Source organism: Streptomyces sp. CA-278952 (assembly GCF_028747205.1).
Taxonomy (GTDB): Bacteria; Actinomycetota; Actinomycetes; order Streptomycetales; family Streptomycetaceae; genus Streptomyces.
The window spans coordinates 1-14358 of sequence record NZ_CP112880.1 but is presented as its reverse complement, the minus strand read 5'-3'; the positions used below and the strand labels follow the sequence as shown (position 1 = coordinate 14358).

The window sequence follows — 14358 nt, the reverse complement described above, 5'->3', positions numbered from 1 at the left end:
AGAGCCTTCCAAACGGCTCTGGGAAATTCGGCACGCAAGATGTCCCTGAAGACAGGCATGAGCGTCACCGACCTCATGAAGATCTTCTACTTCAACCGGCTAGCCGCCCGCGTGTTCACCAAGGACCCGGACGGCTGGCTCATCAAAGGCGGACAAGCCCTCCTCGTCCGCTACCGAGGCGCCGCCCGTCTCAGCCAGGACATCGACCTTCAGAGCACGAACCTCGACCTCACGGCTAGTGAAGTCCGGCAACTGGTCATCGACGCAGCCGCCTTCGACCTCGACGACTTTCTTCGCTACGCACCCACCAAATACAGCGGCGCCGCAGAGGACGGACGCGGCGGAGCCCAGTACTTCAAGGTCTACCTCGGATCCGCCGAAGTGATGACCATCAAGGTCGACCTCGTCGTCGGCCGCCCGCTCACAGGGACTGTCGAAGTACGCACGCTCAAGTCTGCCGTCGACCTCGAATGGCCCGTCGACTGGCCCGAGGTTCGCCTGTACCCGGTCGTCGACCACGTCGCCGACAAGATCTGCGCCATGTACGAACGACATGGCGCAAGCGGCCAGCACGGATCCAACCGCTACCGCGACCTCGCGGACCTTCTCCTCATCGGCCAACAGGAGACGGTCCCCAGCCAAGCTGCGCTCCAAGCTCTGCAACGCGAAGCCGACAGACGCCGCGACTGCGGCACGCACCTGCCCCTCCCCGACACCTTCCAGATACCCGGATCCAACTGGCACGAGGGCTACCCCAAACAGGCCAAACTGGTCGTGGGACTGAACGGCTGCGCGACGCTCTCCGAGGCAGCTGCTCTCGCTGCCGCCTTCGTCGACCCTCTGCTGAGTGGCACCGCCAGCGGCACCTGAAGCCCGAGTTCCACGGCCTGGCTTTAGAGCCTCAGCTCGCCTCTGACCGCCATCCGGTACGTCGTTGGGGCCCTGGCTTTGTGCACGAGAACCGGCTCTGGCTCAACTTCTGTGGTCCTGCTCCTTGCGCTCCGTCCCCACGCCGGACCGCTCTTCTGACCTGCCGCTTTCCCTGGAGCGCCGACCAGATTCGCTGACCGCCGACCAGCACCACAGAAGTTGAGCCAGAGCCGGTTCTCGTGGACAAAGCCAGGGCCCCAATATGGATGTGAGTGGTAGCACCGCTCAGTGGCCGGGGCGTGGTGCTGCGCGCATGGATTCGCGTGACGCGTCCAGGAATGCCCTCCGCGCCTCCTCTGCATTCCTGCACATGTCTTGGTACATGTTGTAGTTGGGCCAGTCCGGGGTTCCGGAGTTCGAGCGCACCGACGATCCCAGGACCTCCAGCGCTTCGGCAAGGTTGATGCACGCTCTGTCCACAGCTTCCGGGCCGAGAAGCAACACCCGCTCCAGGGGGCGCTGCACGCCTTCAGAGATTCGATCCACCTGGGTCGCCGTACTCGCCTCGTGGTCCTCCCAAAAGCTGGGGCCGCTCTGCGATTCCACATGCGCCGCTACTTCCTCGAAGTGCTCTCCCGGGTCGATCTCCCTTTGAAGTCCCTTCACTGCGGTATCCCAGGCATCGAGGAGCGCAATGTACGCGTCCTGACGCTGTCCACGGAGCCACTGGCCATGCTCGACCGCAGCTTGATCCCTGACCTGCCTCCGGCCGAGAAAGAACCCGCTGGCCAACACCACCGCTCCGGCAATCACCGCTGCGACGATGGTCGCCACTTCGCTTGTCATGCCCGACATCATCCCAAGAGCGCCGGCCCGCAGGGGCGTGGTTCGCGCTCGCCGTTCGATCATGGTGCTTTAAAGTAAGGTACAGTTTTCTCGGCGCTGTGGGTGTCCACTGCCAGAGCGCGCCGCCCCTCTCCCACCCCGCACGACGAGACAGGAGGCCACCATCAGGACGGGCCGCCAGAGCGCTGCCCTCGCCCGGCTCAGCAACGTGGAGACGTCGGCCGAACGGACCGGCGCCGCCGCCGGCGCGGGGGAGGAGCTGGCCGTGCTCGCCCCGGCTGCAGCCGCCGCCCTAAACCTCCTCGCCGACGCCGTCCGGCGCGGCCGCGCGGACCAGGATGGCATCGTCCAGGCCCTGAAGGACGCCCGTGTCGACGAGGCGTTCGCCCGGGTCTTCGACGCCGCTTCCGAGCGGGTCATGGAGGCCGCCGACGACCCGTACGACATCGACGTCCGGCTCGACGTGGACAACCTCTCGGGCGCGGCGACCGACATCCGGCGCACATTTGACTGGCTGTAGCGTCCCGGCTCCACGTGCCCGCACCTCGGTGCGGGCACGTCGCCGGGCCGTGGTGCTGGATAGGGTCGGGCCAGTCCGTGCCGTATGGGTGTGCGGGTCAGGTCCGGTCACCGGAGTACGGCCAGGACCGCACGGTGCCGGTGGCGGCCTGTCACCGGCACCAGCCCCCGCCGCCGGGAAGAACCACCAGGGCGTGAACGCGAAAAGGCCGGCGCCCTCAGTCCGCTCACAGGAGCGGGTAGCACGGGCACCGGCCAACCCAAGCGCACAACCCGTAAGGTCACGCCCTCGTACGGGCAGCGTACCCGTACGCTGGGCCAGGACACAGACACCGGTACCGTTTTATAGACGGTGAGTTGGGGAGCACCCGTGATCAGAGCAGGACGCCGCCACCTCGTACGCACCCTGGCGGACCTCGCCGCACAGCAGGGACTGCGCACGGAGAGGTACCTCAAGCTCAAGCCGTACGAGGCCCCCGGGTTCCCGCCGCCGGTCAGCTCACCCAAGGCCCGCACACGCCTCTACGACGGCGAACAGGTCGACGCCTACCTCCTGGGCAAGCCCGTGCCGCCGCTTCCGGACCAGGACGGCGACGATGACCTCTTGGACCGCCAGGAGTGCGCAGCTGCGATCGGCGTCACCCCCCGCACCTGGGACGGCTACAAGCGCCACCCGCTCCTGACCGAGCACGTCACCGACGTCGGCGGGGTGGAGCACTGGCCCCGCGGCATCGTCCGGCAGTACCAGACCAGCCGGCCGGGCAAGCCGACCGTGACCGGACGCCCGGAGGGCACCGGGGACCAGGTCCCCCGCGACCAGCTCCCCGCCCTCACCGCCGAACTCCTCGACGCCGACCCCACCATCAGTTCTGCCGGGGTGACCGAGGCACTCGGCATCCACCGCGACACCGCACAGGAAGCCCTCACCCGGCTCCGCGCCGACCGCATGGCCGACCTCATGCACACCGACCCGTCCCTGACCCCCGATCAAGCCGCGGTGGCACTCGGCTACCCGGCCGGACAGGTCCGCCGCGCCACCGCACGCGCCGACACCGTCCTGCGCGCCCGCCGGGCCGCCCCATACCTGGCCGGTGTCACCACCGCCCTGCACCGCGCCGGCTGGACCAACACCGAGGCCGCACCCGACGTCCAGTTCCCCGGCGACGACAGGGTCGTTGCCGCGCTCGTGCTCGACGGCGACCAGGCCCCGGCCCCCGCCCTGGTCTGGGACGAGCGGTACGGGTGGCGCACCGCAGCCTCCCGCCGGCACCCGCTCACCAAGGGCGCGGTCCTTCCGCCGGAGGGCGACGGCATCCGGTACCTCGCCGGGGGTATCACCCCGCCACCCGGCGCCCTGATTGCCGCTCTCACTCGCTGACCGTCCACGTTCGGCGCTGACCTGAGGCCTCCCGGTACGGATCCGGCTCATATGGCCGACGGCAACCGGATCCCCGCCTCCGCCCTGCGCCGGTGGGTGCAGGAAGTCCTGCGGCTGCTGGCCGCCCGTGCCCCGCGTCTGGAACGTGCCCTGAAGAAGATCGCCAAGAAGGGTAGGGCGGTCGTTCTGCTGGACGGCACGGTGATGTCCGCTACCTGGCCGACGGCATCACGCCACTGCCCGACGACGTCATCGCCGCCCTCACCCTCTGACTCGGCAGCCCGGAGCGGCCAGGCCCCCGTTGACCGCTCACCTGGTGATTCGCCATCGGCGGTGGGGAAGCCGGTGCCGTAACGACCACATCGAGCCGCCGGCCCCAGGAGAGAAGGGTTTCCCAACGGGGTCAAGCTCAGAGGTTCAGAAGAGCACCCATTGACGCGCTTCATCATCCCAGACAAGGTCGATGATCTGCTCGTCCTTGATCGCCAGGGCGTGCCACCTGCCATCCATCCAACGCACGATCTGCGGGTAGTCGCCCATGTTCGCCAAGTCGGAAAAGTCCATTGTGGGCAGAAGACTCAGCGCGTCGGTTGGGGTCCCCGAACCGATGTGGATCTTCGGACCCTCAATCAAGGAGAGGGTCGCGGGGCTGGGATTGGTTGGTAGCCCTGAAGGAGGCTGAACACCCGTTCCCCGGCTCACCAAGATGGCCATCCTCGGCAGCTTTTGCAGGAGGAGGTGAAGAGCCCGGTCAATACGCTCGCCCATCACGGTGCCCAACGACGTCGCAACCGCAGTAACGAACGGTGCGACGGCGACAACCGCGAGAACCTCTGGAACATTGACGCCTGTGTTCTGGGTGCGGCTATAGACATAGAGGCGGGAGTCATCACTAAGGGTAACTGACGCATCCGCAGGGGCCAGCTTCGGCTTTGAGGGTTCACGGGCGGCGCACCGACCCTCGAACATCAGGTGCAACCGCTGGTGCTCGGCCAAAGACATCATGTTCTTCCCCCGGTCTCCCGCTGACCATGAAGATTAGTTGACTCCCCATCGGCTGTACTGAGTTTCCACAGCGGTGCCCCATCCGGACTTTAGGTCATCCAAACGCCGTGTCCTGGACCAGTCGCCCATGCGCCCGCGGTGGCCCCGGCCGGGCCCCGGAACCCGAGGTGCGGTGCGGGCCGGGACGGGGCAGGGTCGGGGTGTGGAGTACCCGATCCGGCCCGCACTGGCGCGCGGTACCGATGCTGCCGACCGGCCCCGGGTGGCATTTCGAGGTCAAGGTCGATGGGCACCGGATGATGCTCCGGCGCACCGGGGACGGGGTGATCTGCTACTCCCGCACGGGCCGGGTCGTCACCTCGCACTGGATGGACCTCGCCGTCCCTGCCATGGCGTTGCCCCCGGGAACCGTGCTGTCCGGGGAGGCGGTCATCTGGCACGGGGGCCGGATCGATTTCGGGGCGGTCCAGGCCCGCGCCGCGTCCTCGCTGGACCGGGCCCGCGCCCTGGCCGCCCGTCACCCGGCCTCCTACGCCGCGTTCGACGTCCTGGAGCACCCCGACCACGGCCCCGTCGCCGCCCGCCCCTACACCGTCCGCCGCGCCCTCCTGGCCGACCTCCTCAAGGACGTCGGCCCCCCGGTCCAGGCCACCCCGACCACGGACAGCCGGACACTCGCCCTTCAGTCGTACGACGTCCTCCGGGCGCAGGGCGTGGAAGGGATCGTGGCCAAGCCCGCCCGCTCCCCGTACCCGTTCGGCCGCCGCACGGCATGGGTGAAGATCCGGCACGCGGACACGGTCGACGCCCGCGTGGTCGGCGCCACCGGCCCCCGCGGCCGGCCCCGCGCGCTCGCGCTCCTCCTGCCCGGATCGACCCGGCCCCGCCTCTCCGCGCGCCTGGCCCCCGCGCTCGCCGCACGCATCGGATCCGCACTCGCCGGCGCACCCGCCACGGGGGAGCACCGCGCGGGCGACGAGACGTACACGGCACTCAGCACCGAGCTGGTGCTGGAAGTGCTCGCCGGGTCCGGCCGCCACGGCACACTCACCGTCGCCCGCATCCGCTGACAGGACGGGGCGCAGCAAGGTACGAAGAGCGCGGCGGCGTCGTGGCCGAACGGGGCGCAGCAAGGCACAAAGGGGGCGGGAGCCTGACGGCCCGGGCGCGCCGCGCCTGACGGCCCGAACCTCTGTGGAGTCACCGGCGGCGGGTGTTGACGTGCCGCCGCCTGTGGGGGTGATCCGCTGCGCTCCTCACCCCCACAGGGCGTGCCGGTCCGCTGCGCTCCTCGGACCGAGCGCTCCGCGCTCTCACGCCCGAGGATGCCGGGGCCGCCGGTCCGCTCCGCTCCCCGGCCGCGCGCTCCGCGCTCTCGACCCCGCCCCACCGGCCGCTGGGTGCGCTCCGCGCCCCACGGCGGTGCCGTCCGGCCAAGCGGGACAGCGCTGCGCGCCGCCCCGAGCGCTGCGCGCTGCCGGACGGCGTCCCCGCCGCTCCGCTCCGGGGACAGCGGCGACACGACAACACCCGCCGCCGGTGTCTCCATATGGGTTGACCTGCGGAAACGTCCTCAGAACCACCCTCGCGCGGCATGTAAGTGATGTAAGGTTGTCTTGTTGGTCGGCAGTAGCAGCCGCCCAACGAACCCAAGCGCAACCCAACCCAAGGGAGAAGCATGTCCGAGCAGCCCACCACCCAGCCCACCCGCCAGGAAGCCGCACACACCGCACAGTTCACCGCGCCGTACGGCCCGGTCGCGGACGCACTCGCCATCACCGAACTCGGAGTCCAGGCCGGTACGGGATCGTCCCCCGCCCAATGCGGTGTCCTGCTCACCACAGCCCGCCGCATCCTGACCTTGACCACGCACGACACCGAGACCGCCGTCACGGTGACGCTCCCCGTGGACACCACGGCCACGGGCTCATCGCTCCTGCAACACAGCCAGTTGAAGAAGGCACTGGCCGCCATGGTCACGGGGGAGAGCAAGGCGGCAGCGGCCCGGACTGCCGTCTCTCTCACCGGTGACCTCCTGGCCACCCCGCACCTCAGCCTCCCGGTCCCCGCACTCGACCGCGACGAGTTCATCGACCCGCCGCACCCCGCGCCCACCGTCGCCACCGTGGACGTCCGTCAGTTCCTCGACCAGGCCCTGCGAGTTCTGCCGGCCGCTGGCACCGACGACACCCTCCCCGCACTTACCGGCGTCCGCATCACCGTCGACTGCCAGAGCGTCACACTCTCGGCCACCGACCGCTACCGCTTCGCCGTGGCCGATGTGCCCGCCGTCGTCGACACCACCCCGCCGCAGGAGGCGAACTCCGCCCTGATCCCTGCCACGGTTCTCGCCCGACTGGCCAAGCGCCTCAAGGACCACCAGGGACGCGCCCGCATCGGTATCAGCGCGCACGGCACACCCCGAATCACCCTGACCACGGGCACCACCACCATCACGATCCGACAGCTGGAGGGCGCCCAGATCAGGCACAGCGCCCTCTTCCCGAAGACCACCGACTGCTCCATCGCCCTGCCCCGGACCCCCACCCAGCGGGCCCTGAAGAAGTGCCACGCCCTGATCAAGGCCCTGGGGGAGACCCAAGCGCCCGTGAGCCTCATGTGGGCGGCGGATGGCAGCCTCACGCTCGCCCCCATCCTCGGCACGACCGAGGACCGGGACCGGACCAAGGGCATGGCGCTCGCATCCACCACCACCGCCGGAACCACCCCCCGCGACCGGGCAGTGTCCCTCAACCCGAAGTTCCTCGCCGACGCCCTGACCGCGTTCGACGGCGAGACGATCACCCTGCACCTCCGCGACGAGGAAGCGGGCAAGCCGCTCAAGCCCGTACTGCTCACCGCAGGACCCGACATCACCGAAGAGGACTACCGGCATCTGCTGATGCCCGTCCGGCTCGGCCAGGACGCCTAGCCACCCCGGGGGCGCAGCGAAGTACGGGGCGCAGCAAGGCACGAGAGGCGCAGCACAGCACGGCCGGGCCTGACGGCCCGCGTTCTCTGGAGTCGCCGGGGCGGGGTGTTGACGTGCCGCCGCGTGGGGGGTGATCCGCTGCGCTCCTCACCCCCCACGGCGTGCCGGTCCGCTGCGCTCCCCGGACCGAGCGCTCCGCGCTCTCACGCCAACGGTGGGGCGGGGCCGCCGGTCCGCTCCGCTCCCCGGCCGCGCGCTCCGCGCTCTCGACCCCGCCCCACCGGCCGCCGGGTGCGCTCCGCGCCCCACGGCGGTGCCGTCCGGCCAAGCGGGACAGCGCTGCGCGCCGCCCCGAGCGCTCCGCGCTGCCGGACGGCGTCCCCGCCGCTCCGCTCCGGGGACAGCGGCGACACGACAACACCCCGTCCCGGCGTCTCCATATGGGTTGACCTGGGGAAACGCCCTCGAAATCACCCGGTACGGCATGCAAGTGCAGTACCGTTGTCTTGTTGGTCGGCAGTAGCAGCCGGTCAGCAACCCAAGCCCAATCAGCCCGAAAGGCACCCAAAGTGACCGACGCTCAGCGCTTCGCCCTGGCCCTCTACGCCGACGGCACGTCAACGGCTCGCCGGTCAACGTGGGGGCCACGGCCCTCTACGCCGCCCACCGGCCGCCCCACCAGCTCTACCACGGCACCGCCATCATCACCGGCGGCACCGACCGCCACGGCGACCGCACCAGGCAGGTCCCCCGCCTCACGGCGACGGCGGATCGTGGACCGGCTCACACCGCACGCGGCGGCAGCCTCCCGCTGAGTCAGCATCGGACGCTTCATCCCCCTATCCTCCACGCCCCGACCTGCACCGCCCGCCGCGCCTGCCGGTCCGGTCGGGTGACCCCCAGCTGGCTCTGTACACGAGGACGGGAAGCGCCCATCAACGATCAGGATTCACGGCGAGAAGCTCTGCCGTTTAATCACTACCGATGAGTTCAGAGGTCGCTGCGGACGCTCGGTGGTACGAGGATCCCCCTCGACAAAGCGTGCTGGGCCCAGGGCAGCGGCGTGTGGTGCGCGCCTCACTCGTCGGCCGATGCGTGGCTGGTGCGGTGTTCGGGATCGTGCTGCGCGCGCCTTGTGGCGGCATCGGCGAGTGCCTCTCGACGATGGGTGAGTTCCCGGTCGAGCGTCTGCAGGGCGTTCTTGGTGAGCCCATTATCGGTCATTTGCCAAAAGTGCGGCTCGTAAGGCCGGCGGACGCGAGTCGGCTGGGGGAAGAGCGCCGTTATCGCGGGATCGCCGAGCGCTTCCAAGGAAGCTGCTAGTCCCTCGGGCAGTTGGGCGTGGCGGATGAGGCCGAATTCGAGAAGGCGCCGACAGCCGTCCTCCCAGGCGTCGTCACGCAGGCCGAAGCCCTGCATGCGGGGCCGCGTGGTGAGGAAGACGCCCGACACGCTGTGCTTCCTGGGCGCCCACTGGCTCAGCATCCTCAGGATGAGCCACGTGGCGACCTCGGAAGGATTGAGCACCTGGATCCAGCCCTTCAGGAAGAAATCCTTGGGGAGCGTGATCGTCTTGGCCGTTGTCCAGCTACGGACGGGGACGGAGTAGACGTCCGGGGTTGGCATATCGCCCCGCCCGCCTTCCCCCATGAGCGAGAAGTCCTCGTACAACCGCTGTCCACGCACGCCCCGAGGAATAGAGACCAAGGAGTCTTCCTGGCCGAGTTCCTCCAGAGTTCTCAAAGCTCCTTTAACCTGCCGAAGCTCCAGATCCTCCAACTTCCTCGTGCGCCACCGCTCCTCCGCGCGCGCACTACCACGGAGCTCCGGAGGCATGCTCTCCAACGCGGCGTCATACGCCCCCGACGCTGTGTCGTACGCACCGTCGATGGCAACGAGGGTGGACCACGAGTCGGCTCCCTTGAGAGGGCGACCGTTCTGCCAGAGGTCTCCTGTGTCCAGTCGGCACTGCGCCTCGAAGACCGCCAACAGGTAGAAGCGCAGCGCCAACCCCCGAGGAAGGACTAGCTTGGTGAGTCTCGACCGCTCCCCGTCGGCCCGCAGCAAAACGCTGCGCAGGACGATCGAATCCGGTTCCTTCCCGGCCTTCCATATCTTGTCCAGGGCCTCAGACGCCTTCGCGACCGAGTCGGCCCTCCGCATCTGCTGCAGCCGACGCAGTCTGCGCTCGTTCGTCTCCCGTGCGTCAGCCACGAAGGAAGATTAGCGTTTTGATCCCGTCGTTTTGATCCGGGTTAAGAACTCTAAGCTTCTTAACCCGGATCAAAACGTTGATCACGTCCTTGATGAGCACACTTTCAGACGCCTCACCATGGACTTCAGGCCCGCTCAACGCAGGCTCGGCGGCCATGTCGTTCGTATAGACGCGAACGGCCCCGGGGTCCATCCGGGGCCGCCTGCTCGAGGAGCTCTTCAAGGAGAACAGTACGTGGCCAATTCCAATGACCCCCAGCTCCTGCCTCAGCGCTGGGCGATCATCCTGCTCGCCGGCGGCCTGGCGGGCGTCCTCGTCCTAAGCCTGGCAGGCCCACTGCCCGGGCTCGGCGCCGCTGGCGCGACGGTGCTGGCCCTGCACCAGCTCATGGCATAGCGAAAACTGGTGGAGGGTACGGCCGGTACCCTCCACCAGTACCGTCAGGCGCCCCATGTCGGCCAGAGGCGGGAGCGGAGACAGACGCCGACGGGCACCCGGGGCGCCAGGTGATGCCCCTCAGCCGATGGTTATGCCGATTCCGGCGGTCTTGGCCGACGACGCCGTTCTCGCACCTGCCTAGGGCTGGTTCACGGGGATCTCTGGAAGAGGGCCCCAGGCGATGGTGCAAGTGGCACGGATGAAGACGTTGTCGAAGTCGATCGTGCTCCCGGTGAGCTCCGCGCCGCGGAAGTCGACCGTACCGCCGGAGAACGCCACGATGCTGAAGTCGATCGTGCTCCCGGTGAGCTCCGCGCCGCGGAAGTCGACCGTACCGCCGGAGAACGCCACGATGCTGAAGTCGACCGTGCCGCCGCTGAGCTCCGCGGCGGCGAACTCGATCCGCCCGCTGGTGAGACCCGGGGCGCATGAATCGCCCCGGGGCTCGTTCGAGACCCGCTGACAGGTTCCCCGCTTCACGGCGACGGCGGATCGTGGACCGGCTCACACCGCACGCGGCGGCCTCCCGTTGGGTCGGGAGAAGTTCTCTCGCGCAGCCGAGAGGAAAGGGAGTTACCGCTTCCTCGAGGTGCCCTTCTTTTCCCCTAGCGGCCGCTTAGCGGTCATGTGGAATGAGCGGTCAAGGTCCGACGCGGGACGCAAGGTCTGCAAGTTGGGCACCAGAGCTGCGTCGAGCGGTCCAACGTGTCCGTCATAGAACACTTCGACGAGATTTCGGGTCGCCTCGTCGTACAGGAAGACGACGCCTCGCGGCAGGCCCAGCTGATGCTTCTTGACTCGCAGATAGTCACGGAGCCTCTTCTCCGTGGAGTCAGGGTCGTGTCCCGCTGGGCGAGTGGCCCATACGAACATCCAACCCTCTGCGGGGTCCACGCCGCCTGTGACCGGCACCGTCAAACTGCGGCCTCTACCGTGCGGGAGCGGGTGGTCGAGGAGAGTGTCACCATTGCGGGCCATTTTGTGCTGAGCTGCTGAAGCCAGCGACAGCAGCGTCGCACCGGCACTGAGCCATCCAGCTACGTTCCGTGACCGCAGTTCGTCGATGAGGGGCCCGAGGGGCGAAGGCACCATCGTCGGCTTGGGCGCGGACACGAGGCTCTCGTCGTCCCGTCCTCTGGAATGCCACCAACTGTCGAGCGCGTCGGTTCGGCTTGTCAGGATCATGCGCTCACGTGCTTTGTAGCGGCGGAGCTCGGCTGTACTCGGCTCCGGCAGGAAAGGGTATGCGGCCCGCACCTGCGCTGGATCGGGCTCGACCCAGAGACCCGCCTCGAAGAAGTACAGGAACAGGTCCAGCTCGTCCGGTGCGTAGAACATGACGGTGACGTCCGGGTCACGGCGGCGCCGTAGGTAGAGGAGAAATTCAGCGGGACGTGCGACGAGTTCAGAGATCAGCTCAAGGTCGTGCAGAGACACCGTCCAGGGGATGTTGTCCGGGGTGAGCAGGCCGGCGCGCACCAGCTCGGCGGTGGAGGTCAAGACCGTTGAGAGGTCGTCGAGACTGACAGCGATGGTGTGGATCTCGCGGACGAGACTCAGATCGACCCAGCCTTCGCCCTTGATGCGCAGGCCGCCGTCCCGCTCGATTGCATCCCGCATACGACCGGACTGCTCAGCTGCCTTTGTGATGATGCCGGTCAGATCCGAGCGGATTCTGGTTGCCTTGCCTCCGCGGGACAGGGCGCTCAATGCGACTGCCTTGTCTTCCACGATGATGGCGACGTCATCGACGACGACGAGGTGGTCGCCCTCGACGCGCTTGGTGTACTTCGCCGGGTCAGCGGTCCTGGCTTCGGCGTCGTTAGCCGGCAGGTAGTACTCGAAGGCGTCCCGAAACTCGGCACCCGGAAGTACACGGGCGAGCGCTTCACGCGTGCGTGACTCGAGAAGGTCCCCACGGTGCTTCGCGTACCGGTCCCACGCCGGGCGAGAAGTCTTGAGGTGTTCTTCGAGGTTCTCCCGCACGGCGAGCACGTTCAGTGCCGGATGCGGCAGCATGAGGCGCTCGCCTTCACAGACAATGAGCGGCCGTGCGCGCATCGGGTTCTTACCTGTGGTGAACGCGTCGATGACGTCTGCAGGTGAGGCTTCCTGGAGATCCAGGCGGAACCGCTCAACTACAGCCCGGACGCGTTCCGCAGTGATGCCTGTGTGCGCGACAACCTCGGCAATCCCGACCGTGGACTGGTGGGCATCGGGCTCGAACATGGCCGTCAGACTGGTCCTGGCTTGCTCCAGCAGTCGATCGTCTCTCTGGCCTTCGGCCGTCGAGTCCATCGCGACCTGTATTGCTCCGCCCATTGCCTGCAGACGTCTGTTCAGGCCGTCTTCCTGCAGACGATGACAAGCGTTGAGCACAGCCAGCGCATCGGTCGCATCGAAGCCGAGCTGTGCCTGCAAGGCCGCGCGGACATCGGCGTTTCCGTCGAGGAGGGCCAGATTGGTCCTCTCAGCCATCTCCGGGTAGGACTGATTGCGCATCCATACTTCCGCGCCCCGAATGAGCAAGGACACGAGAGCAAGCTTGTCGGTCGGCTCAACTGCTGCGAAGGAACGTAGCTGGGAGAGGTGAAGGATCTCGTCGAGTACCCCCTTCACCCCTTCAACGAAGCCGCTCATCTCCTGTTCCTGGACGTCAAGAGCCTCAGCGACCGCCGCTTCCTGACGCGCAGCCAGGGCAACCAGAGCCAGAAGCTCCAGGTACGCGGCTCCTGCTTCGGCGCTCACGACAGCCTGGCCTTCTGGAACTAGGGGTAAGAACCGCTGACGAGCGACCTCGATAAGCCGGATCGCGTCGAACCGCCCCAACTCCGCCACGAAGGCATCGACAGCTGCCTCGAACGCCTCATCTATCGCTGCTGCCGGGTTATCCCCGTCAAACTTGGCCATGAGCGTGGTCAGCCCGTCCAGGGACTCCACGAGCACTTGTGTATGTGGATCGAACGAAGGCGCCTCCGGACTGGAGCGGCGCTGTCTCTTATTTCGCGCATCACGGCGCTTTGATCGGGAAGCCATGTTCGACCTCACCACAAGTCGCGATCGAGTGGCGAGTAGTTTGTGTCTGATCTGATCGAATGGTAGTGAGATGTCACTTCGGGCCCGAAGGACAGTGCAACGATCGCGAGTGACCGTCATACCCAAGCCCCCGGGACACCACAACGCCACAGCCCTATTGTCGGCTGATGCGCGCGCACCATGTGATGTTGCCGGGTTTGCCTCAAGCGCCCGGCTGGTGGGGGACGATAGCCATCGGCAGTCGTCGACGGAGGCGACTACGCCCGTAAGCGAGGAGATCTGGATGCGGTTAGAGGTGCGCTTGGAGTCGGGTGCGGGGGAGCTGCGGTCGTTGCAGGGATGGCTGCGCTCGGATCCGGATGTGCGCAGGTCCGCGGAGACTGAGGTGCGGGGGAGCACGCCGCAGCCGGGGGAGATGGGCACGGCACTCGACGTGCTGCAGTTGGTGACGGGCAATGGGTGGAGCGCGGCATCGTTCGTACTGGCGTTGGCTGCGTGGCGGCAGACCCGGCCGCAGCGACCGCGGGTGGAGATCCGCCACGGTGACACGGTCATCATCCTCACCGACTGCTCGCCCGAGGAGATCGAACGGGCGACCACAGCGCTGAACGCCGCAGCCGGCGAGGACCCTGACGCGTGAGCGTCCTGCCTGACCCCGGGGCGTCAAGGGCAGTCATCATCGGCACGAGCCGCTACGACTACCTCGAACAGCTACCGGCCGCCTCGAACAACCTGACCGCCCTCGCCGAGCTCCTGAGCGGCCCGCTGTCCCTGCGCATGCCCGCCCCGCACGTAACCGTTGTAGAGAACCCGCCCGACCCCGCGACCGTGATGAATCCACTGCGCCAGGCGGCGGCGGAGGCCACCGACACCCTGATCGTCTACTACGCAGGCCACGGCCTCATCGACCCCCACGACGCCCTCACACTGGCCATGCCACACACACAGCCGGACCGGATCGAAACCAGCCTGAACTACGACTGGCTGCGCCAAATCCTCCTGAACTCACGAGCGCAGCGGCACATCGTCCTCCTCGACTGCTGCTACAGCGGTCTTGCCCTCGGCAGGATGAGTGCCTCGCAAGGGCTTGCCGACCACGCCGCAGTCGAAGGCACCTTT

The 14358-nt window shown here is 67.8% G+C and carries 14 protein-coding genes; 8 read left to right on the top strand and 6 right to left on the bottom strand.

The window, feature by feature from the left end:
* Window positions 1-39 precede the first annotated feature (39 nt).
* On the top strand, window positions 40-870 hold the full coding sequence (locus tag N7925_RS00070; RefSeq protein ID WP_274342613.1) for a nucleotidyl transferase AbiEii/AbiGii toxin family protein: 831 nt from the start codon (window positions 40-42) through the stop codon (window positions 868-870).
* A gap of 285 nt (window positions 871-1155) precedes the next feature.
* Here the strand turns inward: N7925_RS00070 and N7925_RS00065 are convergent, their stop codons facing one another.
* The gene (locus N7925_RS00065) at window positions 1156-1716 is read right to left on the bottom strand and encodes a hypothetical protein (protein WP_274342612.1); all 561 of its coding nucleotides are present in this window, start codon (window positions 1714-1716) and stop codon (window positions 1156-1158) included.
* A gap of 208 nt (window positions 1717-1924) precedes the next feature.
* Here N7925_RS00065 and N7925_RS00060 point away from each other — a divergent pair, with 208 nt between their 5' ends.
* Together N7925_RS00060 and N7925_RS00055 are read left to right on the top strand one after the other, a co-directional pair.
* The gene (locus tag N7925_RS00060; RefSeq protein ID WP_274342611.1) at window positions 1925-2236 is read left to right on the top strand and encodes a hypothetical protein; all 312 of its coding nucleotides are present in this window, start codon (window positions 1925-1927) and stop codon (window positions 2234-2236) included.
* 369 nt (window positions 2237-2605) lie between these two features.
* A complete protein-coding gene (locus tag N7925_RS00055) occupies window positions 2606-3613 on the top strand; it encodes a DUF6292 family protein (protein ID WP_274342610.1) in 1008 nt (335 codons plus the stop codon).
* A 417-nt stretch (window positions 3614-4030) separates the two neighbouring features.
* On the opposite strand, the gene N7925_RS00050 is transcribed toward N7925_RS00055, so the two are convergent.
* The gene (locus N7925_RS00050; RefSeq protein WP_274342609.1) at window positions 4031-4609 is read right to left on the bottom strand and encodes a hypothetical protein; all 579 of its coding nucleotides are present in this window, start codon (window positions 4607-4609) and stop codon (window positions 4031-4033) included.
* 209 nt (window positions 4610-4818) lie between these two features.
* On the opposite strand from N7925_RS00050, the gene N7925_RS00045 reads away from it, so the two are divergent.
* Together N7925_RS00045 and N7925_RS00040 are read left to right on the top strand one after the other, a co-directional pair.
* Window positions 4819-5688, top strand: coding sequence for an ATP-dependent DNA ligase (locus N7925_RS00045; RefSeq protein WP_274342608.1), 870 nt, complete (start codon window positions 4819-4821; stop codon window positions 5686-5688).
* 608 nt (window positions 5689-6296) lie between these two features.
* Entirely contained in the window at window positions 6297-7550 is a 1254-nt protein-coding gene (locus N7925_RS00040) for a DNA polymerase III subunit beta (protein ID WP_274342607.1), read from the top strand.
* Between the two features lie 1077 nt (window positions 7551-8627).
* Here the strand turns inward: N7925_RS00040 and N7925_RS00035 are convergent.
* The gene (locus tag N7925_RS00035) at window positions 8628-9764 is read right to left on the bottom strand and encodes a hypothetical protein (RefSeq protein WP_274342606.1); all 1137 of its coding nucleotides are present in this window, start codon (window positions 9762-9764) and stop codon (window positions 8628-8630) included.
* Complete coding sequence (locus N7925_RS00030) at window positions 9757-9921, bottom strand: hypothetical protein (protein ID WP_274342605.1); 165 nt, start codon at window positions 9919-9921, stop codon at window positions 9757-9759. The genes N7925_RS00035 and N7925_RS00030 overlap by 8 nt, the downstream gene beginning before the upstream one ends.
* A gap of 78 nt (window positions 9922-9999) precedes the next feature.
* On the opposite strand from N7925_RS00030, the gene N7925_RS00025 reads away from it, so the two are divergent.
* On the top strand, window positions 10000-10161 hold the full coding sequence (locus N7925_RS00025; RefSeq protein WP_274342604.1) for a hypothetical protein: 162 nt from the start codon (window positions 10000-10002) through the stop codon (window positions 10159-10161).
* Between the two features lie 180 nt (window positions 10162-10341).
* On the opposite strand, the gene N7925_RS00020 is transcribed toward N7925_RS00025, so the two are convergent.
* Complete coding sequence (locus N7925_RS00020) at window positions 10342-10683, bottom strand: hypothetical protein (RefSeq protein ID WP_274342603.1); 342 nt, start codon at window positions 10681-10683, stop codon at window positions 10342-10344.
* Between the two features lie 93 nt (window positions 10684-10776).
* Entirely contained in the window at window positions 10777-13143 is a 2367-nt protein-coding gene (locus N7925_RS00015) for a preprotein translocase subunit SecA (protein ID WP_274342602.1), read from the bottom strand.
* A gap of 379 nt (window positions 13144-13522) precedes the next feature.
* Here N7925_RS00015 and N7925_RS00010 point away from each other — a divergent pair, with 379 nt between their 5' ends.
* Window positions 13523-13879 (top strand): effector-associated constant component EACC1, encoded by a 357-nt coding sequence (locus tag N7925_RS00010; protein ID WP_274342601.1) that lies wholly within the window; start codon window positions 13523-13525, stop codon window positions 13877-13879.
* On the top strand, window positions 13876-14358 hold a 483-nt coding region (locus N7925_RS00005; RefSeq protein WP_274342600.1), incomplete at its 3' end, for a caspase family protein. The genes N7925_RS00010 and N7925_RS00005, both read left to right, overlap by 4 nt.